The 22,857-nt window shown below is 53.7% G+C and carries 24 protein-coding genes and 1 pseudogene; 13 read left to right on the top strand and 12 right to left on the bottom strand.

Annotation, left to right across the window (positions count from 1 at the left end):
- Positions 1 to 78: 78 nt before the first annotated feature.
- Positions 79 to 639: pseudogene (locus tag J1784_RS22525) on the bottom strand (DUF6531 domain-containing protein); the annotation flags it as partial.
- A gap of 240 nt (positions 640 to 879) precedes the next feature.
- Complete coding sequence (gene yedA / locus J1784_RS22530) at positions 880 to 1,797, bottom strand: drug/metabolite exporter YedA (protein WP_217151040.1); 918 nt, start codon at positions 1,795 to 1,797, stop codon at positions 880 to 882.
- 224 nt (positions 1,798 to 2,021) lie between these two features.
- Here yedA and J1784_RS26945 point away from each other — a divergent pair, with 224 nt between their 5' ends.
- Positions 2,022 to 2,198, top strand: a complete 177-nt coding sequence (locus J1784_RS26945; RefSeq protein WP_217151041.1) for a hypothetical protein — start codon at positions 2,022 to 2,024, stop codon at positions 2,196 to 2,198.
- Here the strand turns inward: J1784_RS26945 and J1784_RS22540 are convergent.
- The 4 genes from J1784_RS22540 to osmF are packed head-to-tail and all read right to left on the bottom strand — an operon-like array spanning position 2,187 to position 6,051.
- Complete coding sequence (locus J1784_RS22540; RefSeq protein WP_217151042.1) at positions 2,187 to 2,945, bottom strand: ABC transporter permease; 759 nt, start codon at positions 2,943 to 2,945, stop codon at positions 2,187 to 2,189. The two genes, J1784_RS26945 and J1784_RS22540, sit on opposite strands and share 12 nt — an antisense overlap.
- Positions 2,942 to 3,886: an ABC transporter ATP-binding protein gene (locus J1784_RS22545; RefSeq protein ID WP_217151043.1), complete on the bottom strand. Its 945-nt coding sequence runs from the start codon at positions 3,884 to 3,886 to the stop codon at positions 2,942 to 2,944. The genes J1784_RS22540 and J1784_RS22545 overlap by 4 nt, the downstream gene beginning before the upstream one ends.
- Positions 3,883 to 5,052 (bottom strand): ABC transporter permease, encoded by a 1,170-nt coding sequence (locus tag J1784_RS22550; protein ID WP_217151044.1) that lies wholly within the window; start codon positions 5,050 to 5,052, stop codon positions 3,883 to 3,885. Before J1784_RS22550 ends, J1784_RS22545 begins: the two co-directional genes overlap by 4 nt.
- A 60-nt stretch (positions 5,053 to 5,112) precedes the next feature.
- Positions 5,113 to 6,051: a glycine betaine ABC transporter substrate-binding protein OsmF gene (gene osmF / locus J1784_RS22555; protein ID WP_217151045.1), complete on the bottom strand. Its 939-nt coding sequence runs from the start codon at positions 6,049 to 6,051 to the stop codon at positions 5,113 to 5,115.
- Positions 6,052 to 6,413: 362 nt separating this feature from the next.
- Here osmF and J1784_RS22560 point away from each other — a divergent pair, with 362 nt between their 5' ends.
- On the top strand, positions 6,414 to 7,907 hold the full coding sequence (locus J1784_RS22560; RefSeq protein WP_217151046.1) for an MFS transporter: 1,494 nt from the start codon (positions 6,414 to 6,416) through the stop codon (positions 7,905 to 7,907).
- Between the two features lie 624 nt (positions 7,908 to 8,531).
- On the opposite strand, the gene J1784_RS22565 is transcribed toward J1784_RS22560, so the two are convergent.
- Both J1784_RS22565 and J1784_RS22570 read right to left on the bottom strand, forming a co-directional pair.
- On the bottom strand, positions 8,532 to 9,638 hold the full coding sequence (locus J1784_RS22565) for a suppressor of fused domain protein (RefSeq protein ID WP_217151047.1): 1,107 nt from the start codon (positions 9,636 to 9,638) through the stop codon (positions 8,532 to 8,534).
- A 141-nt stretch (positions 9,639 to 9,779) separates the two neighbouring features.
- Entirely contained in the window at positions 9,780 to 10,676 is an 897-nt protein-coding gene (locus J1784_RS22570; RefSeq protein ID WP_217151048.1) for a LysR family transcriptional regulator, read from the bottom strand.
- A gap of 201 nt (positions 10,677 to 10,877) precedes the next feature.
- Between J1784_RS22570 and J1784_RS22575 the strand changes: the two genes are divergently transcribed.
- The 3 genes from J1784_RS22575 to abgT all read left to right on the top strand — a co-directional run bounded on the left by J1784_RS22575 (position 10,878) and on the right by abgT (position 15,276).
- Positions 10,878 to 12,194: a M20 family metallo-hydrolase gene (locus J1784_RS22575; protein ID WP_217151049.1), complete on the top strand. Its 1,317-nt coding sequence runs from the start codon at positions 10,878 to 10,880 to the stop codon at positions 12,192 to 12,194.
- Entirely contained in the window at positions 12,194 to 13,648 is a 1,455-nt protein-coding gene (locus J1784_RS22580) for a M20 family metallopeptidase (RefSeq protein WP_217151050.1), read from the top strand. Before J1784_RS22575 ends, J1784_RS22580 begins: the two co-directional genes overlap by 1 nt.
- Positions 13,649 to 13,752: 104 nt before the next feature.
- Positions 13,753 to 15,276, top strand: coding sequence for a p-aminobenzoyl-glutamate transporter (gene abgT / locus J1784_RS22585; protein ID WP_217151051.1), 1,524 nt, complete (start codon positions 13,753 to 13,755; stop codon positions 15,274 to 15,276).
- A gap of 3 nt (positions 15,277 to 15,279) precedes the next feature.
- Here abgT and J1784_RS22590 read toward each other — a convergent pair whose 3' ends face one another.
- Positions 15,280 to 16,119 carry an oxygenase MpaB family protein gene (locus J1784_RS22590; protein ID WP_338019935.1) on the bottom strand — a complete coding sequence of 280 codons (840 nt, stop codon included), beginning with the start codon at positions 16,117 to 16,119 and terminating at the stop codon, positions 15,280 to 15,282.
- Positions 16,120 to 16,164: 45 nt separating this feature from the next.
- Positions 16,165 to 16,824 carry a TetR/AcrR family transcriptional regulator gene (locus tag J1784_RS22595; protein ID WP_217151053.1) on the bottom strand — a complete coding sequence of 220 codons (660 nt, stop codon included), beginning with the start codon at positions 16,822 to 16,824 and terminating at the stop codon, positions 16,165 to 16,167.
- Between the two features lie 201 nt (positions 16,825 to 17,025).
- Between J1784_RS22595 and J1784_RS22600 the strand changes: the two genes are divergently transcribed.
- From J1784_RS22600 to J1784_RS22630, 8 genes are all read left to right on the top strand, one after another.
- Complete coding sequence (locus J1784_RS22600) at positions 17,026 to 17,283, top strand: hypothetical protein (protein ID WP_217151054.1); 258 nt, start codon at positions 17,026 to 17,028, stop codon at positions 17,281 to 17,283.
- 410 nt (positions 17,284 to 17,693) lie between these two features.
- Positions 17,694 to 17,951, top strand: coding sequence for a multiple stress resistance protein BhsA (gene bhsA / locus J1784_RS22605; protein WP_217151055.1), 258 nt, complete (start codon positions 17,694 to 17,696; stop codon positions 17,949 to 17,951).
- Positions 17,952 to 18,118: 167 nt separating this feature from the next.
- Positions 18,119 to 18,376 carry a multiple stress resistance protein BhsA gene (gene bhsA, locus J1784_RS22610; protein WP_217151056.1) on the top strand — a complete coding sequence of 86 codons (258 nt, stop codon included), beginning with the start codon at positions 18,119 to 18,121 and terminating at the stop codon, positions 18,374 to 18,376.
- A 160-nt stretch (positions 18,377 to 18,536) separates the two neighbouring features.
- Positions 18,537 to 18,794, top strand: a complete 258-nt coding sequence (gene bhsA / locus J1784_RS22615) for a multiple stress resistance protein BhsA (protein WP_152325512.1) — start codon at positions 18,537 to 18,539, stop codon at positions 18,792 to 18,794.
- A gap of 243 nt (positions 18,795 to 19,037) precedes the next feature.
- Positions 19,038 to 20,252: an MFS transporter gene (locus tag J1784_RS22620; RefSeq protein WP_217151057.1), complete on the top strand. Its 1,215-nt coding sequence runs from the start codon at positions 19,038 to 19,040 to the stop codon at positions 20,250 to 20,252.
- 184 nt (positions 20,253 to 20,436) lie between these two features.
- Entirely contained in the window at positions 20,437 to 20,580 is a 144-nt protein-coding gene (locus tag J1784_RS26750) for a hypothetical protein (RefSeq protein ID WP_338019936.1), read from the top strand.
- A 9-nt stretch (positions 20,581 to 20,589) separates the two neighbouring features.
- On the top strand, positions 20,590 to 20,790 hold the full coding sequence (locus J1784_RS26755; RefSeq protein WP_338019937.1) for a type II toxin-antitoxin system RelE/ParE family toxin: 201 nt from the start codon (positions 20,590 to 20,592) through the stop codon (positions 20,788 to 20,790).
- On the top strand, positions 20,774 to 21,112 hold the full coding sequence (locus J1784_RS22630; RefSeq protein ID WP_217151058.1) for a helix-turn-helix domain-containing protein: 339 nt from the start codon (positions 20,774 to 20,776) through the stop codon (positions 21,110 to 21,112). The genes J1784_RS26755 and J1784_RS22630 overlap by 17 nt, the downstream gene beginning before the upstream one ends.
- 69 nt (positions 21,113 to 21,181) lie before the next feature.
- Here the strand turns inward: J1784_RS22630 and ddlA are convergent, their stop codons facing one another.
- Positions 21,182 to 22,279: a D-alanine--D-alanine ligase gene (ddlA, locus tag J1784_RS22635; protein WP_217151059.1), complete on the bottom strand. Its 1,098-nt coding sequence runs from the start codon at positions 22,277 to 22,279 to the stop codon at positions 21,182 to 21,184.
- A gap of 60 nt (positions 22,280 to 22,339) precedes the next feature.
- On the bottom strand, positions 22,340 to 22,669 hold the full coding sequence (locus tag J1784_RS22640) for a DHCW motif cupin fold protein (protein ID WP_217151060.1): 330 nt from the start codon (positions 22,667 to 22,669) through the stop codon (positions 22,340 to 22,342).
- Positions 22,670 to 22,857 lie beyond the last annotated feature (188 nt).

Below are 22,857 nucleotides of genomic sequence, written 5' to 3' on the forward strand. Positions count from 1 at the left end.
TCAGTTTCCTGCGTCTGCGGATTGAGCGTGCTGACCTGCTTGCCGACGCGCCGCCCGAGCGGGTCGTAAATGAACGCCGCCTAAAATCCACCAGGGACCGGTGGCGTCGTTCGCCACGAAATAGTCGTCGGGACTGTTGCGAAGCTTCTCCGGCAGCGCCTGCCAAAGTTTGCTGAGCGGATGTGCGCTGTTTTGCGTATCAATACCACCGCGCGCCAGCCAGAGCTTTTCGCTGTTGCTGAAGGCAATCTGGCCCGGCGGCAGCAGATGAAAATGCAGGCTGCGCCCGCCGTTGTCGTTCAAAATCAGTTCATCCGCGCGAATTTGCAGGCGGATATCGGCCGCCGCCGTCCAGCCGGGGCCGCACAGCCCGACCGGCGCGGGCGTATCCGTTTTATAGCTGCTGTAGGAGCGGCTGAGGACAAACGGCAGCGCCGCGGGCAGCGCGATATCGGTCTCATCTGGCAGGACTTTAGCGCCCAGCGACGGGTTGACCGGGCTCCCCACTTTGACCCCGCCGGGGCACACCGAGCACGCCACGCCGGTCGGCGCGCCAATCATGACGCCCAGCGAACCCTGAACAATCGGGCCACCCATGGCGGTCATATCAAACTGCCGTGCTGCCGGAAATCCGGTCATGGGGTAATCCTTTTAGCGAAACGTCCGTGGAATGATTGATTTGAAAGGGGTGTATTTGCTGTTACATAAATAAAACAAATACAACATAATCAAATAGATGGATGAGATTAGGCGCAGGAATGAACGTTTGATGTGACGGGTGTCGCAAACGGAAGGAAAGCAGAAAAAGTGAAGTGGGATAAATAAAAAACCCGGCTCAAGGCCGGGGAGATAAAAAGTAGAAATATGTCTCAGAGAGTCTTAAACCTTCACTTCCTTAATCACCGATTTCTTGCGCCCGAAGACGAATTTCCCCAACGTGACCAGCAGGACTGCGCAGAGGATCACGCCTAACGCGACCCACTCGACCGGTGAAAGGGATTCACCGGCGAAGCTGATACCCAGGAGAACCGCAACAATCGGGTTCACGTAGGCATAACTGGTGGCGACGGCGGGACGCACGGTTTTCAGCAAAAACATATACGCGCTGATGGCAATCATCGAGCCAAAAACCACCAGATAGCCGAGCGCCAGGAAACCGTGCAGCGATGGCGTTGCGGTCAGATGTTCGCCGGTGACGCGGCTGGCAACCAGCAATACCACACCGGCGATAATCATTTCCGCTGCACCAGCCATCAGGCCTGTTGGCAGCGGCAGACGCGAACTCCACACCGAACCGAATGCCCAGCTTAATGAGGCGAGCAGAATAAGCGCCGCGCCCCACGGATTGCCTTCCAGATTACTGCCGGTGTTGAGCAGCACAATTCCGAACAGGCCGATGGCGACACCGGTCCACTCCAGGCGGCTGTTGGGCATCCCCCACAGGCGGCTGAAACACAGGGTGAATAGCGGAACCGTCGCGACCATCACTGCGGCAATGCCTGACGGCACCTGCATATGTTCCGCCACCGTCACCAGACCATTGCCGACCGAGAGCAGCAAAACCCCTACAGCACCGGCGGCCATCCACTGTTTCAGCGTCGGGACTTTATGTCCGCGCAGCAGTAAAAAGGTGAAAAGAATACATCCGGCGACGAAGAAACGCAGACCGGCCATCATCAGCGGCGGCCAGCTTTCCACGCCGACGCGGATAACGAAATACGTAGAACCCCAGATAAAATACAGCGCAAACAGTGCAGCAATTAAGGGAAGCAGTGAACGGGTAGCGGAACCAGTCATAGGAAGAACTTATTAGCGTGATAATGAAGGCCAACAGTTAACGCTATTGCCCTGATTTCCGGCAAGTGAATCTGTGCGATCGCGTCAAAATGTTGCTAAAAAGTTTCTGCATATGACAAAAAACTCGCCGACGGCAACGATAATGTAGTCACAGCATGAATAGCCTGTTGCAGGGGTAACGAAACGACTTATAATTCGTCGTTCAAATTTCTGAGGTATTGCACATGAATTCGCTTGGCAAAAAATTATTTATCGCGCTGTTTGGTCTGATGGCGATTGGCGCAATTGGCGGCGTGATGGTTGCCGGTTATGCGGTGGTGATCCAGGGCGACGCTAAGCCCGCCAGCGACAGCGACGCCCCTTCCGTCGTTCCGGCACCGTCTGCTACATCAGCGAACTGATCCTTCTCCTGACCGCTGCTGCCAGCGTTGTAACCAGAGGCTCCAGCGTTCAAACAGCATATCTACGCAAATCGCCAGCAGCGCCACAATCACCGCGCCCTGTAGTACATAAGCCGTATTAAAGCCGCTCAGCCCGATAATAATCGGGGAACCCAGGCTTAACGTGCCGACCGACGAGGCAATCGCCGCCGTCCCGATATTAATAATCACAGACGTGCGGATGCCCGCAATAATCACCGGCGCGGCCAGCGGAATTTCCACTTTGCGCAACATCTGCCAGCGGCTCATTCCCACACCCTGCGCAATCTCGCGTGCCGACGCCGGTACCGATTCAATCCCGGCAATGGTGCCCTGTAAAATCGGCAGTAATCCGTAAAGCACCAGCGCGATAATCGCCGGTTTTTCGCTGAATCCCATCACCGGAACGGCCACGGCCAGCACGGCGACCGGCGGAAATGTCTGCCCCATCGCCACCAGCGTTTCGACCAGGGAGCGAAATTCTTTGCCCGCCGGACGCGTCACACTGACGCCTGCCGCCACACCAATCACTACTGCAATCAGGCTGGAAATGCCGACCAGTAGCAGATGGGCTTCGACCAGCGAGGCGAAACTTTCCTGCTGATATACCGGCCTGCTCAGCTCCGGGAACATCCAGTGGAACAGGCCGCCGAGCGAGGTCATGCCGAAAATCAGCGCCAGCAACAACGCGAATAACCAAATCAGAGGATCTGCAAATACCCGTTTCATGCGCCGTGCCTCTCAGTGGTCAGATCGGCGAAATGCAACACGCCGAGCGGCTGTCCCTGTTCATCAGTCACCGGCAGTTGCTGAACCTGTTGCGCGACGAACTTTGACAGCGCCTGACTCAGGCTCATGGACTCGGTCAGCGGCGGCTGGCTGCCGGAATACGGCTCGCCGCGCCGCGTCAGTGAACCGACTTCGCGCAGTGACAACAAACGGATCCCCATATCGCTGCCGCCGAAAAAATCACGCACAAACGGCGTCGCTGGTTGAGTCAGTAATTCCAGCGGCGTTCCCTGTTGCACCACTTGTCCGTCGTTAAGCAGCACGATGCGGTCGGCCAGCGCCAGCGCTTCGTCGATGTCGTGTGTCACCAGCACAATGGTGCGGTGCGTCATTTTATGGATGCGCGCCACTTCTTCCTGCAACGTTGCGCGGGTCACCGGATCGAGCGCGCCGAACGGTTCGTCCATCAGCAACACTTCCGGGTCTGACGCCAGCGCACGCGCCACGCCGACGCGCTGCTGCTGACCACCGGAAAGCTGATGCGGATAACGATGGCGGAACTGTTTCGGATCCAGATTGAGCAGCTCGAGCAGTTCGGTCACGCGGTCGCGGATTTTCACTTTCGGCCACTTGAGCAACTGCGGCACGGTCGCAATATTCTCTTCCACCGTCCAGTGCGGGAACAGGCCAATCGACTGAATGGCGTAGCCCATCCGGCGGCGTAAATCCTGCGCGCGGAATTTTTCTATCGGTTCACCGGCAAATAAAATCTCGCCCCGATCGTGCTCCACCAGCCGGTTGATCATCTTAAGTGTGGTGGATTTTCCCGAACCGGACGTGCCGATCAGAACGGTGAATTCGCCTTTGGCCATTTCCAGCGTCAGGTCACGCACGACCGCTTTTCCGGCAAAGTGTTTGCTTACCTGCTTGAAATGAATCATCTGCGTGTGGTTTCCAGAATTGAGACTGCAAATTTAAAGAGACTGTCGACGACAACGGCCATCAGCACCGCAGGGATCACGCCGAGTAACACCAGATCCAGCGCGCTGCTCAGCAACCCCTGGAACATAATCGCGCCCAGCCCGCCCGCACCAATCAGCGCCGCGACCATCGCCATACCGACCGTTTGCACCGCCACAATACGCACGCCGGTCAGAACAACCGGCAAGGCAATCGGCATCTGCACACGGAAAAATACCTGCGCGCGGTTCATGCCCATGCCCCGGGCGGATTCAATCACCGCCTCCGGCACCGACTCCAGCCCGGCAATGACGCCGCGCACCAGCGGCAGCAGCGAATAAAGCACCAGCGCGATAATTGCCGGAGCCAGTCCGATACCGCTGATCCCGTGATCCGCCAGCCACGGCAATGCTTTTGCCAGCCCGGCCAGCGGCGCAAGCAGTAAGCCAAACAGCGCAATAGACGGCACGGTCTGGATAATGTTCAGCACGGATAATACCGGCCCGCGCCAGCGCGGTTTGCGGTGACAGAGCAAACCGACCGGCAGGCCAATCAGCACCGCAGGCACCAGCGTGCCAAACAAAATGCCCAGATGCTGCCACAACGCGTCGTTAAACACGTCAGAACGGTTGTCGTATTCCTTGAGCAGCGAAAGTTCGGCAAGCTGACCGTACGCCAGCAGCAAAACCACCGGCACGACCATCTGCACATTAAGCAAAATGCGCAGGCTGTGATTGCGGGTAAAACGGGATATGGCATCAGAGGCGATCAGCAGACAAAGCGCCGCGCCCGCCCAGAAACCGCCGCCGAGCGAGGTGCGCGCGATACTGTCTTCGTCGCCACCCGCCAGTTGTAGTGCGCTGTGCCCCGCCAGCCAGACCAACGCGGTCAGCAGGATTTCCGCCAGCAGCATCACCCCTAAATGATTACGGCCATACAGCGTCAGAAAGGCGCAGACCAGCAGCAAAACGGCGGGCAAAAGCAGTAATGCAGAATAGCCATTCAGCAGACTCGCCAGCGATATACCTTTGCCGGACACCAGCCGGTTAGGGGCATGGCTGACGAAGGCCAGTCCGAAACCGGCCAGTAACAGCAGTAAAACCAGCGTCAGCAGGACACGGTTTTTAACGGGTGAGTGATAAGTCAAAACATTACCTGATATGAAAGAGCACGACCCGAGGGCCGTGCTCCGGGCGTCACTGCCCGGTTATTTTTTAACGAAACCTTTTTCCTGCAAATACTTCGCCGCCACTTTTTTCGCATCCTGACCATCAACCGCGATTTTCGCGTTCAGGCCCTGCAATGTTTTGGTGTCGAGTGAAGCAAATACCGGTTTGAGCAAATCAGGAATGTTCGGATGCGCTTTCAGAGCCGCCTCTCGGATGATTGGCGCAGGCGCATAAATCGGCTGCACGCCTTTCGGATCTTCCAGCGTTTGCAGACCCAGCGCCGCGACCGGACCGTCCGTACCGTAGGCCATCGCCGCGTTCACACCGGAGGTTTTTTCCGCTGCTGCTTTGATGGTTACCGCCGTATCACCGCCCGCCAGCGACAGCAACTGCGCCTGAGTCAGTTTGAAACCGTAGGCATTTTCAAACGCAGGTAAAGCGTCCGGACGCTCGATAAATTCTGCCGAAGCCGCCAGTTTGAACTCGCCGCCGCTGCTGATGAATTTGCCCAAATCACCCAGTGATTTCAGGTTGTGTGCACTGGCCACGTCCTGACGCACCGCGATAGTCCAGGTATTGTTCGCCGGAGACGGGTTCAGCCAGACAATTTTGTTCTGGTCGTAATCCAGTTTTTTGACTTTATCGAAACCGGCCTGGGCATTTTTCCACGCCGGATCTTTATCGTCAGAGAAGAAGAACGCGCCGTTACCGGTGTATTCCGGATAGATATCGATTTCACCGGCGGTGATTGCGCCACGCACTACTTTCGTTGTTCCCAGCTGCAATTTATTGGTGGTGTGAATACCGTTGGCTTCCAGCACCTGAATAATAATGTTACCGAGCAGCGAACCTTCGGTATCAATTTTTGAGCCGACACGCACGGCATCATCAGCGGCCTGTGCGCTGAAACTTAACGCTGAAACCAGCGCCAGCGCTGCCACTGAAAATCCCCTTACCTGCCCTGTTGTTACAGTCATGTTCTATCCTCTTATCGGGTTATGTTGGTTTTTGTCGCCCGGCGACTGCTTTGTCTTTCTGCTTTCATCTGAATAAACAAGCTGCTAACAAGAATAGTCCAATTTCGCGCAGGGGAATGGATGGTGAGCCATAAAAGCAGGCCGCGGTAGCAGAGTAAAATGCCGAAATGTTCGAAGCTTATCCGTGAAATCGCAGAGGAATGAGCGCCCTCCTCCGCGGAAAAATCGGCGGGTCGCACCGCCTTAGAACACTTTGCTTTAACTTATAGCCATTTGTTTTTACTCAGCATCTAATCAGGACTTGTGACGGGCATCACCTCCCCTCTATGCTGGTTTTTTTGTCAAAAAGCGTAAACACAATAATGTCTGATTCATTTGCGGCCTCTCCCGCCGCCTCTTCAGGGGATTACAGCGCAGATTCTGCGTCTGACCAGCCGGTGGTGATTCGTTCCGCTGCCGATATTACTCAGTTAGTGAACCGCGGCGCTGCGAAAATCAGTGACGCACGTGTCGTGATTGCTATCGCACTAGGCGGCGTTTTCCTCGACGCGTACGACCTCGGTGCGCTGGCCTTCGGGATGAAAGATATCACCCGCCAGTTCGGCCTTACGCCTTCCGGCGCGGGCTTTGTGGCGTCGGCTATCACCTTCGGGGCGATTGTCGGCGCACTCTTTGGCGGCTATCTGACCGACAAAATTGGCCGTTACCGCGTGTTCATGGCCGACATGTTCTTCTTCGTGATTGCCGCGCTGGCCTGTGCTTTTGCGCCAAACGAATGGGTGCTCGGCGGCTCGCGTTTCGTGATGGGATTAGGCGTCGGCATCGATTTACCGGTAGCGATGGCGTTTCTGGCGGAGTTCTCAAAACTGCAGGGGCGCGGCAATAAAGCCTCGCGCGTGGCGATGTGGTGCCCGACGTGGTACGCGGCGATCAGCGTTTCCTATCTGCTGGTTCTGCTGCTTTACGCGGTGTTACCTGCCACGCATACCGACTGGTTGTGGCGTCTGATCCTCGGTTTCGGTGCGGTTCCGGCGATTCTGATTATCGCTATCCGTCACCGTTATATGAATGAATCCCCGGTCTGGGCAGCGAATCAGGGCGACCTGCAAAGCGCTGCGGCGATCCTGCGTAAGTCATACAACATTAATGCGGTCGTTGCCGACGATGCCGACAAAACACCGCAGGTCAAAGTGCGCAAAGCCGCATGGCGCAACTACGGCACGCTGTTGCAGGGTATTTATCTGCGCCGCACCGTGCTGGCGACCGTGACTGCCGTGGCCTCGTCCTTTGCTTACAACGCTGTGGCATTCGGGCTGCCGGTGATTTTATCCAGCTTCCTGAAACAGTCGATGATCAGCACCATTCTGTTCTCGCTTGGCCTGAATCTGTGCTTCGCCTTCGTCGGCGGCCTGATTGCGGTGAGATATGTGTCAAAATTTGGCGCATGGAAAATGACCTACGCCGGTTATGCCTGTCAGCTGGTGGCGATGATCGGCCTCGCGCTGGTGGGTCGTCCGGCAGACGGCGGTGAAGCAGCGATTTCCATCGCCATGCTGGCGTTATTCCTGTTCGGTCAGGGCTTCGGTCCGGGCTCGCACACGATGACGTTTGCGTCCCTGAGCTACCCGACGTCGCTGCGCGGCATGGGGGTCGGCTTCAACCAGACGCTGATGCGCGCCAGCTCAACGCTTTCCCTGTTCCTGTTCCCGGTACTTTCCGCAGCACTCGGCACCGGCGTGTTCTGGGTTATTGCGTTAGCACCGCTGGCCGGATTGATCGTGCTGACCGCGATACGCTGGGAACCATCGGGATATGATGTGGATGCAGAGGATTTTAATGCCGAAGCCGGGCATTAAGGCGGCTTAATCAGTTCAGAACGAGAATATTTCGGTTTCTTACGTGCGGTGATCACCTATCACACTGCGCCGAAACCGCCCAAGAGAGGGAAGTGCTTTCCCTCTCTTGGATCTCTCCCCGCTTTTTCAAAACGCGCTCCGCTCGCTGGCTATGTTTCAGTTACCACGGCGTCAGGCTGGAAATCTTGCCGCTGCGCGGTGCCTTCGTTTCGGGTTTGCAGCCTCTGGTCTGCAACCTCTCACTCAGCAAGATTTCTGAATCGCCCGCACTATCTTAAATTCAAAACCCATTGGCTTTTCAAATCAAAATCAGTGAGGTTGTGAAGTAATAGCCTGAGGCCGGTTCCAAAATTCCGCCGGAGGAGAGTCGCAAAACCGCGCGTCTTTTGCGCGGGTTGAAGCCCGAACGAAGGGAACCGCGCAGCGGCGGGATTTTGCGGCTATCGCTGCTGCTTATGAAACATTGTCAGCGAGCAAAGCGCGCATTTTAAGACGTGGAGATCCCAAAGAGGGCTCGTCATAGCCCTCTTTGGTCGGTTTCGGCACGAGTAGCCAAATGAGCGCAGGTGGTGAGAAACCGAAATTCACTCGTTCTGAAGAAACCGCCCGATGTCCGGTCTGACATCAAATCACTGCGCTTCTCGGCGCAAACACAAACCCGATGTCGTTTTCGATCATCGCGGCCACCAGTTCAAATCCACCGTTTGGCTTACCCTGGGCGAACTCCAGTTCGCTGGTAAACACCGGGCTCACCCAGAACTGATTCACCGGGTCGCCGTAGATTTTCGGCAGACGCATTTTGTCCGCCGGACCGCAGAGTGCGGAGGAAATTACATGGCCTTCAAAACCCAGCGGAGCCATCGGCGACATTAACGTATGACCTTCGCCCAGCCAGCTGAGCGTGGTCCACGGAACCTGCGCGTAACCGGACAACGCACTCGCCATCTGTACGGCGTTTTCTTCGGTGACGTACTCTTTGCCAACTGAAAATGCCAGTTCGATGCGGCGGTGCTTTTCCGCTTCATCATTGAGTACAATGTCGATTTGCGGCATCGGACGAATGCTCATGCCGACGGTGAAGAAATAATAGTTTTCTTCATCTTCATGCTGGGAAATCGCCATCGGGGGCCAGCTGCCCTGATTGATCAGGTAATATTTCAGCGACGGCCCAAAACGGTCTTCATAGGATTCCAGCAGTTTGCGCTGAATTTTCGGCCACGGATTGCTGAACTCATTTTGCCAGTCACGCCAGAACAGACGGGTCTTTTCTGCCAGTTCACACTGGGCGTTAGTCGAGGCAGAACCCAGCGGGAAGGTCAGCGGATTCTGTTTAATGCAGCCGGCGGAATAACACACCGAATGGTCGATATACAAACTCCAGCCGGGGATCACCGCCAGCAACAATCCCTGATACCAAAGCGCCGCGCCGTCATCGCTCTCATTCCACAGGATCTGAATTTGTGCCGGATCCAGCGGCGCTTCGCCTTCCAGGTTGCGGCAATATTGCGCCGCCAGCATCGGGGCCATTCCCTGCTCCATCGCGTCGGTATCATCGTTCACCGGCGCGGGCACCAGATTGCGTACCCAGCAGGCGCGCATTTTCGGAAAGCGGTCGCGCAAATCTTCGCGGGCGAAAATGTAGAAATACACCACGCGGTTGTCCTGCTCGACCAGCGCGGTCAGGGTTTGTTTGTCGTTACTGACTTCAGCAACTATGTCGGACTGGCGCATATGACCTCAACAATATTAGGAAGCTTATTATTCCCTGTGATGGTCAGTGTAGAACGGATAAGCCAGCCCGATAACGGGCAATATTCCCAAAAATCCCCGATAAGTCATTAAAACAGGCGCTTTTTTGTCAAAATTTCGACATCAGCGGCAATACATGCGGAACAGTTGTGCCAGATGCGCGGCCATTGGCGTCAGTGTGGTATCACGTCGCTGAATAAGATAGAACGTGGCTTTCGGCAGCGGCAGGTCGAGATCCAACGCCACCAGACTCTGGCCGATGACCGGATCGTTAATGACATCAATAGAAAGCACGCTCAGAAAGTCGGTCTTCGCAATCAGACTGGTGCACGACATAAACGTTTCGCAAATCACGCTGATATTCGGCTCCGCGTCCATTTCACTGAACACTTCACTGAGCAGTTTGTAATAGCTGCCGCGTGGCGTCGGCATCGTCCAGTCGCAGTGTAAAAGTTCCTTTATCGAGCGGGCGTTCTGCATCGGATGACCGCGCCTTGCCACTACCCGATACTCTTTATCCATAAGCTTTTCATATAACAGTTCGTTATCAAAGGGACCCTGATAATAGGTATTTACGGTGAAATCCAGCTCGCCCTGACGCAGTTCCGGGATCATCGATACCAGCTGTCCTTCGGCGATGCGCACCTTCACATTGGGGAATTCGCGGTGAAAACGGTCGACCACTTCCGGCATGATCGTGCGTGCAATACTGGCACCGACACCGAGATTTACCCTGCCGCTGGTGCCACCAAGGCGCTGAGAAATATCTTCCTGTGCGACGCGCAGCTCTTCCAGAATCAGGCTTGCGCGCTTAAAAAACGCCTCACCACAGTCAGTTAGCGTCACGCCCTGACGACGCCGGATAAATAATCTCGCCCCGAGACTTTCTTCCAGCTCTTTAATCGATTTGGTCAGCGCGGGCTGCGAGAGATTTAGCGTCCGGCTCGCCGCACGAATACTTCCCTGACGTGCAACCGACACAAAAGCCCGCAACTGATGCATTTTTATTTGTGATGGCATGAAATTCTTTGATAACTCCTGATTATCATTGAGAAGATTTTGGCATCTTATATGGCCTGATTGCTTTATGTACATTGAAAATCATCTAAGGCCGCCTTTCGCCGCTTTCTGCGTGCAGGCCTGCACTTCTCAAAGCGTTGATTTCCTCCTTTCTGCCGCTGCGCGGAAAGCCTGCATGTCTGTATAAAAAGAGAGTCCGAGATGGTTAATGAGATTTCTGAACGTGTAGAAAAGCTGTTCCCTGCCCTGCAAACGCAACGTCGTGACCTGCATAAATACGCCGAATCCGGCTGGCTGGAATTCCGTACCTCTACGCTGGTTGCCGATCGTCTGGAAAAGCTCGGTTATGCGCTGAAACTGGGTAAAGAAGTCATTGATGCCCCGTCACGCATGGGTTTGCCTTCTCCCGCAGTGCTGGCTGAACAGGAACAGCGTGCGCTGGAACAGGGTGCGATTGCCCGCTGGATGCCGCATTTTTCCGGCGGTTTCACCGGTATTGTCGCCACGCTGGAAACCGGTCGTCCCGGTCCGGTGATGGGTTTTCGCGTGGATATGGACGCCCTGGATTTATGCGAAGTACTGGAAGATGAGCACCGCCCGTACCGCGAAGGATTTGCTTCTGCCAATAACGGCATGATGCACGCCTGCGGTCACGACGGGCATACCACCATCGGCCTCGGGCTGGCGGAAGTGCTGATGCAGGTGCGTGACCAGTTGTGCGGCACCATCAAACTGATTTTCCAGCCCGCCGAAGAAGGCACACGCGGCGCGAAATCAATGGTTGAAGCCGGTGTAGTGGATGATGTGGATTATTTCACCGCCGTGCATATCGGCACCGGCGTACCCGCGAATCACATCGTTTGCGGTAACGACACGTTTATGGCGACCACCAAACTCGACGTGAATTTCACCGGCGTGGCCTCACACGCAGGCGGCAAACCGGAAGACGGTCGCAACGCACTGCTGGCAGCGGCGCAGGCAACGCTCGGTTTACACGCGATCCCGCGCCACAGCGGCGGTGATTCACGCATCAATGTCGGCGTTTTACAGGCGGGTACCGGACGTAACGTGGTGCCATCCAGCGCCACCATGAAAGTGGAAACGCGCGGCACAACCAATGAAGTGAACGAATTTATTTATCAGCAGGCGCTGAAAGTGATTTCCGGCGCAGCCGAAATGCATCAGGTGAAATTCGAGATCAAACTGATGGGTGCAGCGCAAAGCAGCACGCCAACGCCAGCCTGGGTGAATTACATCCACCAGCAGGCAGAAAAACTTGGCGAATTCGAACAAATCATTGACCGTCAGGAAGGCGCCGCCGGTTCGGAAGACGCCACGTACATGATGGAGCGCGTTAAATCCCGCGGCGGCGAAGCCTCTTATGTGATTTTCGGCACCGATCTGAGCGCGGGTCATCACAATGAACTGTTCGATTTTGATGAAAAAGTGATGATGCAGGGCATCAAAACGCTGGCGGCTCTGGCGCTGAATATTGCTGAATTCAAAGGAGAAAACTGATGACTCATCAAAAAAACATCGTCAGTTTCATCAATGACTTTATCGATAACCAGCAACCCGCCTTGGCAGAAATCAGCGATGCCATCTGGGATCATCCCGAAACCCGCTTTGTAGAATCCTTCTCCTCTGCATTACTGGCTGACAAACTCGAAGCCCGCGGATTTGCCGTTGAGCGTGGCGTCGGTGGCATGGAAACCGCGTTTATCGCCAGCTTCGGGAGCGGTAAGCCGGTGATCGCCCTGCTCGGTGAGTTCGACGCGCTGGCCGGTTTAAGTCAGAAAGCCGGTTGCGATGTGGCGCAGCCGCTGGTGGAAAATGGTAACGGGCACGGCTGCGGCCATAATCTGCTGGGTACGGCGGCACTCGGCGGCGCGCTGGCGGTAAAAGCCTGGATGGAACGTGAAAACATTCAGGGCACGGTGCGTTTCTACGGCTGTCCCGGTGAGGAAGGCGGTTCCGGCAAAACCTTTATGGCGCGCGAAGGGTTGTTCGATGACGTCGATGCCGCGCTGACCTGGCACCCGGAAACCTACAGCGGCATGTTCAGCAACCAGACGCTGGCCAATATTCAGGCTTCGTTCAGCTTTAAAGGCGTGTCCTCACACGCCGCCGCTGCGCCGCATCTGGGTCGCAGCGCCCTGGATGCCCTGACGCTGATGAATACCGGCGCGAACTTCCTTCGCGAACACATCATTCAGGAAGCGCGCCTGCATTATGCGATCACCAACGCAGGCGGGATTTCGCCAAACGTGGTGCAGGCTGACGCGGAAGTATTGTATCTGGTGCGCGCGCCGCAGATGGATCAGGCGCAGGCGATTTTCGACCGTGTGGTGGATATTGCGAAAGGCGCGGCACTGATGACCGGCACGCAGATGTCGATGCGCTTTGATAAGGCCTGTTCTAATTATGTCCCTAACCGCACGCTGGAAAGCGCGATGTATCAGTATGTGCAGGCTTTCGGCGCACCGCATTACACCGACCAAGAGCGGGCGTTTGCGGCGTCGATTCATGCCACGCTGACGGATCAGGATATCGATAATAATCTGCTGAATATTTCCCGCACCAGTGGCGCAGAAGGCGTGGAATTCGCCGAGACCCTGCGCCATTCCCCGCTGACTGACCACGTTGCACCGTATGCCCCGAACGGCAATATCCTCTACGGTTCAACGGACGTCGGTGATGTCAGCTGGCTGGTGCCGACGGCGCAGTGTTTCAGCCCATGTTTTGCGGTCGGCTCACCTCTGCATACCTGGCAGATTGTGTCCCAGGGACGCACTTCCATCGCGCATAAAGGGATGTGTCTGGCGGCAAAAGTCATGTCCTCAACCGCACTTGAACTGTTCACTCAGCCGGATTTACTGGCGGCCTGTCAGAAAGAGCGCGATGAACAACGCGCACGACGCCCGTACCAGTGTCCGATCCCGGCGGGTGTGAAACCTTCACCACTGAAGTAAATCATTGTTGTCAGTTAATGAAGTAAACCGCTCATCTGCGCCACGTTCCGGCGTTGATGAGCGGAAAAATTATAAAAAAATCAAACACGACAGAGGGTTAACAGATGAGTATTCAGGCGCAGGATTCCGGCCAGAGCCCGGGAGGATTTCTCCAGTGGGTTGAACGCATTGGTAATAAAATTCCCAATCCGTTTTTATTATTTGTTTATCTGATTGCTTTACTGATGATCGCCAGTGCAGTGATTTCATGGTTCAACATCACGGCGGTAAACCCGACCAACGGCGAGATCATCCGCGTAAAGAATTTGCTGAGTGTGGAAGGTATTCAGTGGATTTTGCCGAACGTCATCAAAAATTTCAGCGGATTTACGCCGCTGGGCTCGATTCTGGCGCTGGTGATCGGTGCAGGACTGGCGGAGCGTGTCGGGCTGCTGCAAAGCCTGATGTATAAAATGGCATCCAAAGTGAATGCCCGCTACGCCAGTTATATGGTGATTTTTATCGCCTTCTTCAGCCATATCTCATCGGATGCTGCGCTGGTGGTGATGCCGCCGCTGGGCGCGCTGATTTTCCTCGCCGTCGGGCGCCATCCGGTGGCCGGTTTGCTGGCCGCAATTTCCGGTGTGGGCTGCGGATTTACTGCTAATTTGCTGATTGTGACGACGGATGTGTTGTTATCCGGCCTGAGTACCGAAGCGGCGAAAGCCATCAATCCGGCGGTGCAGGTCAGCGTGATCGACAACTGGTACTTTATGGCCGCGTCGGTGATCCTACTGACCATTGTCGGCGCTGTTCTGACCGATAAATTCGTCGAGCCACGCCTGCCGGTATATCAGGGCGAGCGCAATGAAGAGATGAAAAAACTGACGCCGGAGCAGAACCGCGGGCTGATGGCCAGCGGTATTGCGGCGCTGGTGTTTATCGGACTGGTCGCGTTGCTGGTGGTGCCGGAAGCCGCGCCGCTGCGTAACCCGAAAACCGGCGGGATTATCCCTTCGCCGTTTATTCAGGGTATTGTGCCGCTGATCATCTTGTTCTTCTTCGTGATTTCAGTGCCTTACGGCATGGTCACGAAACAAATCCGCAGCGCCAGCGATGTGCCGGATCTGCTGGTTGATCCGATGAAATCGATGGCTGGTTTTATTGTGATGGTGTTCCCGCTCTCTCAGTTTGTGGCGTTTTTTAACTGGAGCAATATGGGGAAATTCATGGCTATCGGACTGACGGATGTGCTGGAAAACTTAGGCATGACCGGGATCCCGGCGTTTCTCGGGCTGATTTTCCTGTCGGCGTTGCTGTGTATGTTTATCGCCAGCGGCTCGGCTATATGGTCGATTCTGGCACCGATTTTCGTGCCGATGTTTATGCTGCTCGGCTTCCATCCGGCTTTCGCCCAGATCGTATTCCGCGTGGCGGATTCTTCCGTTATTCCGCTCGCGCCAATGTCGCCGTTCGTTCCGCTGTTCCTCGGCTTCCTTCAGCGGTACAACAAGGAGGCGAAACTCGGCACCTATTATTCACTGGTGCTGCCGTATCCGATTGTATTTTTCGTGGTGTGGTTGCTGATGCTGGTGGGCTGGTATCTGCTCGGTTTGCCGATTGGTCCGGGTGTTTACCCGCATCTTTAACGATCAGTTCTGACGTCCCATACGGCGCATGGCCCGGTGCCATGAGCCGTTTCTCACCGCCCAGCGCAGTACGCCTGCAATGCGTCGGGTGGCGAAACGAATGCTTCGGCGCTTGCGCGGGGAAAGAGAAATCCCCAGTTGCAAAGCCGCCCAGTCGGGTAAAAGCTCAATTCCGGCACTGATCATCAGGCTGCCGACCGGCTTTGCCAGACGGCTTGGCGCAGGCGCATTTTGCAATAATCTCACCACTTCCAGCGTGCGCTCATCGCAGCGTAACTGCGGGCGCATCGCCTGCAAATAGTCTTCTATCGCTGCCACGCTGGCGGGCACATTTATCGCACCAAGGCTTTCTGCCACGCGGGCAAACTCCTGATAATAGCGGTTCTGATCGCTCAGGCTGAGTGAAGGATTGCGGTAGCGCAGATGCGATTGCAGGAAGCTATACGCTTCGGCTACGTGTACCCAGACCAGTAAATCCGGGTCACTGGCTGCATACGGCGTGCCATAAACATCGGTTCCGGTGACGCGTAAATGGATGGATTTTACTTTTTCGATCAATGCATTGGCGTCATCAACCGGCGCAAAAGTCGTCGCCGAAATAAACTGGCTGGTGCGGCGAAGACGGCCAAGCATATCTTCACGAAATGAGGAATGATCCCAGACACCGGCGAGCGCCAGCGGATGAAGCATCTGCAGCAGTAAAGCACTGACACCGCCACAAAGCATTGAGGAGAAGTCTCCGTGAATTCGCCAGGTGATGCTGTCAGGGCCAAAAAGCCCCGGATCACCCGCCGGTTTCTCAAAGTCTATACCGCCTAACGCCAGGCCCGAAATACTCAGCACCTGGCGTTCTATTCTCTTTCTTAACAATTGTCTGAAACTCAGCGGTTAGTGTGCGGCTTTACTGACAACCGTGGCTTTAGTCAGCTCCGGCCACAGATTCATGACTACGTCGATCAACCGGTTTAGCTCAGCTGAACTTGCACCGTCACGGGCCTGAACGGAGAAGCCCTGAATGGTGCAGGCGAGGTATTTCGCCAGCAGTGCGCTGTCTGTAACCGCCGTCAGATCGCCACTCTCTTTTTTCTTCTCGAAATATTCAAAAAGAGTGCGTTCCTGCGAGAGGTGGCGGGCACGCAGCATTTCAGCAATATCCGCAGACGATGAAGACATCCCGGATGATGCGCTGATCATGAAGCAGCCACTTGGCGTATCGCAATCAGTAAACAGCTCAACGATGGCACGCAGGTAACGGCCAACCGTATCTTCGACGGACAAATCTGTTCTGCTCAGTAAACATGAGCTCTTTTCGTAAAAGTTTTTCAGATAGTGTTCAACGGCTGCACGAAAAAGCCCTTCTTTGTTACCGAATTCAGCATACAAAGTAGGTGCCTTCGCACCGGTTGCTTCGACCAAATCGGCTAATGAAGTGGCCTCGTAACCATGGCGCCAGAATAAATTCAGGGCCTTGCTCAGAGCAGTTCCACGGTCGAACTGTTTTGGGCGACCGCGACTTTTCCGGACCAAAGCCGTCTGTTCAGTGCTCATACACCCTCCTTCCATCACCATTGTGATTATGGTTATTAAAATAGTTATAGAAATAACTTAACGATCATTATTAAAAATAGTTGCGCACAAGTCCAGCGGAGTTTATTATTTAATTATCGAGCGATAAGAAAATCACTCAAACCCGCAAAGCAGCACAGCTACAAACGCTTTGATAAGCAACAAAACCCAGGACGTAACATCATGAGTAACTTTAAAACCCTTCTTGCAGTTCTGGCACTAACCGCTGTACCGGTTGCCAATGTTGCCGCACAGCAGGTTATCATGATGCCTTTACTGAGTCAGGAAGTGAGAATGGTCAATGTGACCGGTGACAGTAACTTCTGTAACCCGGCAACCTGCGCGAACAAAAAAGTTACACAGGGCCGTATTTCCACTTCTCCAACTCAGCCACCTGCACCTTCGACCTCTGGTCATCAGCCCGCTTCTATTTACTACTAAGCGCGGCGCCTGACGAAAGTTAGTCAGGGCAGGAATAACGATAAGGCGGCTCTGGTCGCCTTATCTTTTTCAGCCGACCCCTGTTTTATCACCCTCTCCGGTCAGAGCCAACCATTAACTTAGCGATCATTAAAGATTCATTTAGCGAAATTATGGATATGGCTGTTTCATTCCTTTCCGGCGAACCATTTTAAAAACATAAATTTAACAAAACACAAACAACAACCCATCCAGGCGTGATCTGAGTCACAGCACAATTAGTTAATGCTCATTAAAAAAACATCTTGCACAAACTCGCAACACCCCTTACCATTTACTTATCGAACGTTAACTAATAAGTAACGTTGACCTGAAACTGAGGCGCCTGCATCGGGCTCCCCGAAAAAAATTAATGAACAGGAATAAACATCATGAAAACTATCGCAATGACCATTGCTGCCCTGACACTGGCAACCGCAACTTTCTCTACCCTGGCAGCCACTGAAGTTCAGTCTGCTCCGGCAGGTGAACAAACTATCGGGACTATCAGTGCTTCATCTAACGGTGACCTGAGCACCCTGCAGTCAAAACTGAACGCTAAAGCGACTGAAGCCGGTGCAAGCTCTTACCGCATCATTGGCGCTTCCGGTGAAAACCACATGTACGGTACTGCTGAGTTGTACAAATAAGAGATGAAGACGCGTTAGCAGATTGTTCCGCACAATTAGTTAACGATTAATAAATAAATGAGTTGCGCAGAATGTGATCCAGGTCTAAGATTTAATTATCGAACGTTAACTTAAAGCGTCTGACCTAATCATCACCTGCTGATAAACAGATAAAAAGGAACATCATCATGAAAAACATCACAATGACATTAGCTGCAATCGCCCTTGCTACCGCTTCTTTCTCCACCCTGGCAGCGACTGAAGTTCAGTCAGCTCCTGTTGGCCAGCAGTCAATCGGTGTAGTAAGTGCTTCATCAAGCAACGATTTATCCAGCCTGCAGAACAAACTGAACGCAAAAGCTAACGAAGCTGGCGCAAGTTCATACCGCATCATCGGTGCTTCTGGTGACAACCATCTGCACGGCACTGCTGAGTTGTACAAATAAGTAAGAAGTTTTGCGTTTAGGGTAACCGACATTTAGTTAACGATTAATAAGCTAGATGTCAGATCGGACAGAAGACTGCTTTGCCCATTAAATGAACGTTGATGACAACGCCTGGCAAAGCTCAATATACGAATAGAGGACATATTTTATGAAAAACAATATGAAAAACATCACAATGACTCTCGCCGCTATTGCTCTGGCAACAGCTTCATTCTCTACTCTGGCTGCGACTGAAGTTCAGTCTGCACCGGCAGGTCAGCAGGCGATTGGTGTCGTCAGCGCAACTTCAGGTAACAGCCTGAGCAGCCTGCAGGACAAACTGAATGCTAAAGCCAGTGAAGCCGGTGCAAGTTCTTACCGTATTATCGGTGCTTCCGGTGATAACCATCTGTACGGCACAGCTGAACTGTATAAATAAGCCCAGCGGTAAAGTCAGGTAGTAAGCTGAAGAGGCGGCGTTTGCCGCCTTTTTCGTGTCTGCAGATCACACATTCATGCCACCCTCTTCCATCCGCTTCTTTTTGTGCTACATTTTTCTCTTCTGTTTCCATTCAGGTTCTTAATCCCGATGTAACGAATTCTCATCACTGACAGTTATTTATATCCCTGTTGCCTGAAAGCAATGCGGGGGTTCCTGTTATTTCAGATGAGAATCTCATTCATGAATTCGTTATTGCATGCGCTGATACGCGCATTACGCAGTCACCGCTGGCTGCGTCTGCTGGGCTGTGCCTTTATTTTATCTTCACTCGGAAATGGTCTGACGCAGGTAGTGGTTTTTGGTCAACTGCTGCGCTGGCAAGCTTCACCCGCGATACTGACACTGGCGTATATGCTGGCGACGCTGCCCGGTTTTCTCGGCAGCATCTGGGGTGAAAGACTTTGCCGGAAGATGTCACCGCTGCGCATTCTGATCTTGTGCGAAATACTCGGTATGCTGGCGCTGATAATGCCGCTGTATGGGGTGCTGACTCATAATATTCTGGCGCTGCTGGCCGTTCAGTCTGCCGAAGCATTGTTCAGCGGGATGAGTTATCCGGCACTGACGTTGTTGTTCAAACGCGGCCTTAACACTGAAGAGTTACCGGCGGCAACAGCGCTGGAAACCCTGATTTTTGCCGCTCAGGTCTTACTTGGTACCGGATTGGGCGTTTTGCTGTTTGATGTGCTTTCGCCACTTAACCTTCTGGCTCTGGATGCACTGAGTTTCGCGGCATCCGCGGCTCTGCTGGCCGGCTCATTAGCCCTCTTTAAAGCAGCCTCCCCGTATCATTCCTCTCCCGAAACGAATACTGAACCACCACTACACTGGAAAGCTTTTACGCCTTTGCAAAAAAGAAGCGTCTTGCTGCTCCCGGCACTCGCTGCGGTGGGTTCTCCGGCGATGGCATTATTACCAGCGCTGGCTCAGCAAATGCATCCGCAGGATACGGCCAGTCTGGCACTGCCGCTGTTGTTTGCGCGCAGTCTCGGACAACTTTGCGGTCCGCTGCTGCTCAACGCGGACAAACTCCGGCATTACAGCGCCAGCAACCTGCGGCTCTTGATATGTCTGATGGTGTTTCTGGGCGGATATTTTCTGTTACCGCACTTCGCCTTATGGCCGCTTGCCGCGCTGACGCTCATATTCGGCGCGCATCTGGCATCAAATGTGGTGTTTGCATTGGGGACTTTCGGTGTACTGAGCCAATTTCAAGGCGCTGATGTTGCACGCGCCAGCGCTCTCGCCTGGCGCGGACAGGTGTTCATCGCCGCCATCACCACCGGTATTGCCGGATATCTGGCAGAAAGTGCCGGTGCCGCGATTGCACTCTATAGCGTTTCTCTCACCAGCCTGGCAGGTGTAGCGATTCTGCTCTGGCGTTATCGGGCGTAATCAGTATCACAAAATACAAAAGGCAGGGATGCCTTTTTCCTTTTCAGCGTCGGCAAAATCACATTTGTTACGGCACGCCACGCAAAAACTTATCCGCTTTCTCGCTCACAGCCCCTGCCGTCATATAAAGGTGTTGGCGTGAGACATATTTAGGTATAAAATTTTATACACAAGGAAAGTGACGGTGACTAAAAATATCGACTGGCGGGGAAGTTCACTCAAAGATTTGCGCAATTTTCCTGTTGATGTCAAAAGGCGGGCAGGCTATGAACTTGAGCAGATCCAGCAAGGCCTGCCCCCGACGCAATGGAAATCCGTCAATGAATGAGGATCCGGCGTGGTTGAAATTAAACTTGATGCCTTTACCGGCACATTTCGGGTTGTCTATATCGCGAAATTTGAAGATGCGATTTACATCCTTCATTGCTTTGCGAAAAAGACTCAGCAAACTCCTCTGACGGATATTGCCATTATAAAAGCACGGTACGCCGAAATCCTCAGAGAGCGCCAAAGGAGAGAAAATGAAAGAAGATATTGATGTTGCCTCGCGCCATATCACACTAGCTGGCGGGAATGTCTTCGCTGATTTAGGATTTAGCGAAAATGAAGCGCACTCTTTACACGCAGATTCGCAAGCTAAAATCGCACAGACCATTGCCCTGAAGGAACAACTGATGACTGAGATTGGCAGCTGGATAGCACTGCAAAATCTGCGTCAGAGTGATGCAGCTAAAGTGCTCCAGGTTTCACGCCCGCGGGTTTCCGACGTAGTGAACAAGAAAACGGATAAATTTACTCTGGATGCCCTGATTCTGATGCTGAGTCTGGCCGGAAAACAGGTGAAGCTGGTGGTGGAATAAACATTTCCAAAAAATACAAAAGGCAGGGATCTCTCCCTGCCTTCTTCATCTTTCCCTTAAACCAGGCGGTCAGTTAGCCGAGCTTTTCAACTGGTTGTCCTGCTGATGTTGCTCCAGTGCCAGTTCAATCAGGCGGGTGATCAAATCGCTGTAACCTAAGCCGCTGGCCGCCCAGAGTTTTGGATACATGCTGATATTGGTAAACCCTGGCAGCGTATTGATTTCATTAATGATGACCTCGCCTTGCTCCGTCAGGAATACGTCCACGCGCGCCATGCCGCGACATTCCAGCACCTGAAACGCCTGTAAAGCGATGGCGCGGATGCGGTCATGCGTTTCCGGTGGCAAATCTGCCGGAACAGCAATGGAAGCGCCGGATTCGTTGATGTACTTAGTATCGTAAGAATAAAACTCGTCGTGCAGGATAACTTCCCCACACACACTTGCCTGCGGATAATCATTGCCCAGCACTGCGCATTCAATTTCGCGGCCTTTAATGGCGGATTCGACCAGGACTTTATGGTCGAAACTAAACGCTTCGTCGAGCGCCCGCACAAAACCTGCCTCATCACTGACCTTGCTGACACCTACTGATGATCCCTGATTCGCCGGTTTGATGAACAGCGGCAGGCCGAGTTGTTGAGAGACTGCGGCAAAGGTATGTTTCTGGCGGTTAGCGCGTGTCAGGCAGACAAACGGGGCGACGGATAAACCAGCATCGCGCAACAAGCGCTTGGTGACGTCTTTATCCATGCTCACGGCTGAACCTAATACGCCCGAACCGACGAAGGCGATATTTGCCATACGCAGCAATCCCTGCAACGAACCATCTTCGCCCAGTGTGCCGTGGACAATCGGAAAAATCACATCGACTTGTGAAAGCGCGCTGGCGCTGTGCGTTTCGATTAACTGATTTTCCGTTTGCCCTGGGATCAGCGCGACCTGATTATTCGAGCGGTTCAGGGCAATCAGCGAAGGGTTCTCAGCATTGATCAGGTAATTGCTGGCATCATTGATATGCCATTCGCCCTTCTTATCAATGCCGAGTAATGTCACATCAAAACGTTGCTTATCAATCGCATCTACAATATTTTTTGCCGATTGCAGTGACACTTCGTGCTCTGCCGATTTACCACCAAAAATGATACCAACCCGTAATTTACTCACCTGGTGCTCCTTGTCGCCAGCGCGTGGCTGGCGGCGAATTTTCTTATAAACAACAAACGACTAGTCGACTACAAACAGCTTCGCGCCCACCGGCGTGGAGGAACGATGCGCTTCGGCATTATCCGCCACCTGATAACTCATGCCAGGCGACAGCGTAAATTTGCGCCCATCTTCCAGACGGGTATGAAGTTCACCTTCCAGACAGAACAACACGTGGCCTTTACTGCACCAGTGATCTGCTTCATAACCTGCTGAATATTCAACAATACGCACCCGGATATCGCCAAATTTTTGCGTACGCCACAGCGCCATGCCGGTATCGCCGGGATGTTTTGTCGGCGTTACGTCACTCCAGTCAGTCGTGCAAAACGGAATCGCATCAAGCTTCATGAGTTTCTCAATGTCGGGAATTGGAAGGAAAGCCAGCATAAAAGTGAGCGGTAAATTTATCAATCGCTTGCTGAAAACAATTCATTAACAGCGCGCCGCAAAGTTACGTAAAGCCGATTGTTCTTAGAGACGGGCCACAGCCCGCGTATGGCGGGACCAGTAAGAATGCGGACTGAGCAGGTATTACT

It is taken from the genome of Rahnella ecdela (genome assembly GCF_019049625.1).
Lineage (GTDB): Bacteria > Pseudomonadota > Gammaproteobacteria > Enterobacterales > Enterobacteriaceae > Rahnella > Rahnella ecdela.

Bases quoted from the DNA above. Each gene is read 5' to 3' on its own strand.
- J1784_RS22540 (WP_217151042.1), bottom strand. From the start codon at position 2,945: ATGAAACGGGTATTTGCAGATCCTCTGATTTGGTTATTCGCGTTGTTG.
- J1784_RS22620 (WP_217151057.1), top strand. From the start codon at position 19,038: ATGAATTCGTTATTGCATGCGCTGATACGCGCATTACGCAGTCACCGC.
- bhsA (WP_152325512.1), top strand. From the start codon at position 18,537: ATGAAAAACATCACAATGACTCTCGCCGCTATTGCTCTGGCAACAGCT.
- J1784_RS22560 (WP_217151046.1), top strand. From the start codon at position 6,414: ATGTCTGATTCATTTGCGGCCTCTCCCGCCGCCTCTTCAGGGGATTAC.
- yedA (WP_217151040.1), bottom strand. From the start codon at position 1,797: ATGACTGGTTCCGCTACCCGTTCACTGCTTCCCTTAATTGCTGCACTG.
- J1784_RS22570 (WP_217151048.1), bottom strand. From the start codon at position 10,676: ATGCCATCACAAATAAAAATGCATCAGTTGCGGGCTTTTGTGTCGGTT.
- J1784_RS22630 (WP_217151058.1), top strand. From the start codon at position 20,774: ATGAAAGAAGATATTGATGTTGCCTCGCGCCATATCACACTAGCTGGC.
- bhsA (WP_217151056.1), top strand. From the start codon at position 18,119: ATGAAAAACATCACAATGACATTAGCTGCAATCGCCCTTGCTACCGCT.
- J1784_RS22565 (WP_217151047.1), bottom strand. From the start codon at position 9,638: ATGCGCCAGTCCGACATAGTTGCTGAAGTCAGTAACGACAAACAAACC.
- osmF (WP_217151045.1), bottom strand. From the start codon at position 6,051: ATGACTGTAACAACAGGGCAGGTAAGGGGATTTTCAGTGGCAGCGCTG.
- J1784_RS22595 (WP_217151053.1), bottom strand. From the start codon at position 16,824: ATGAGCACTGAACAGACGGCTTTGGTCCGGAAAAGTCGCGGTCGCCCA.
- abgT (WP_217151051.1), top strand. From the start codon at position 13,753: ATGAGTATTCAGGCGCAGGATTCCGGCCAGAGCCCGGGAGGATTTCTC.
- J1784_RS26945 (WP_217151041.1), top strand. From the start codon at position 2,022: ATGAATTCGCTTGGCAAAAAATTATTTATCGCGCTGTTTGGTCTGATG.
- J1784_RS22545 (WP_217151043.1), bottom strand. From the start codon at position 3,886: ATGATTCATTTCAAGCAGGTAAGCAAACACTTTGCCGGAAAAGCGGTC.
- J1784_RS22600 (WP_217151054.1), top strand. From the start codon at position 17,026: ATGAGTAACTTTAAAACCCTTCTTGCAGTTCTGGCACTAACCGCTGTA.
- J1784_RS22640 (WP_217151060.1), bottom strand. From the start codon at position 22,669: ATGAAGCTTGATGCGATTCCGTTTTGCACGACTGACTGGAGTGACGTA.
- bhsA (WP_217151055.1), top strand. From the start codon at position 17,694: ATGAAAACTATCGCAATGACCATTGCTGCCCTGACACTGGCAACCGCA.
- J1784_RS22580 (WP_217151050.1), top strand. From the start codon at position 12,194: ATGACTCATCAAAAAAACATCGTCAGTTTCATCAATGACTTTATCGAT.
- J1784_RS22575 (WP_217151049.1), top strand. From the start codon at position 10,878: ATGGTTAATGAGATTTCTGAACGTGTAGAAAAGCTGTTCCCTGCCCTG.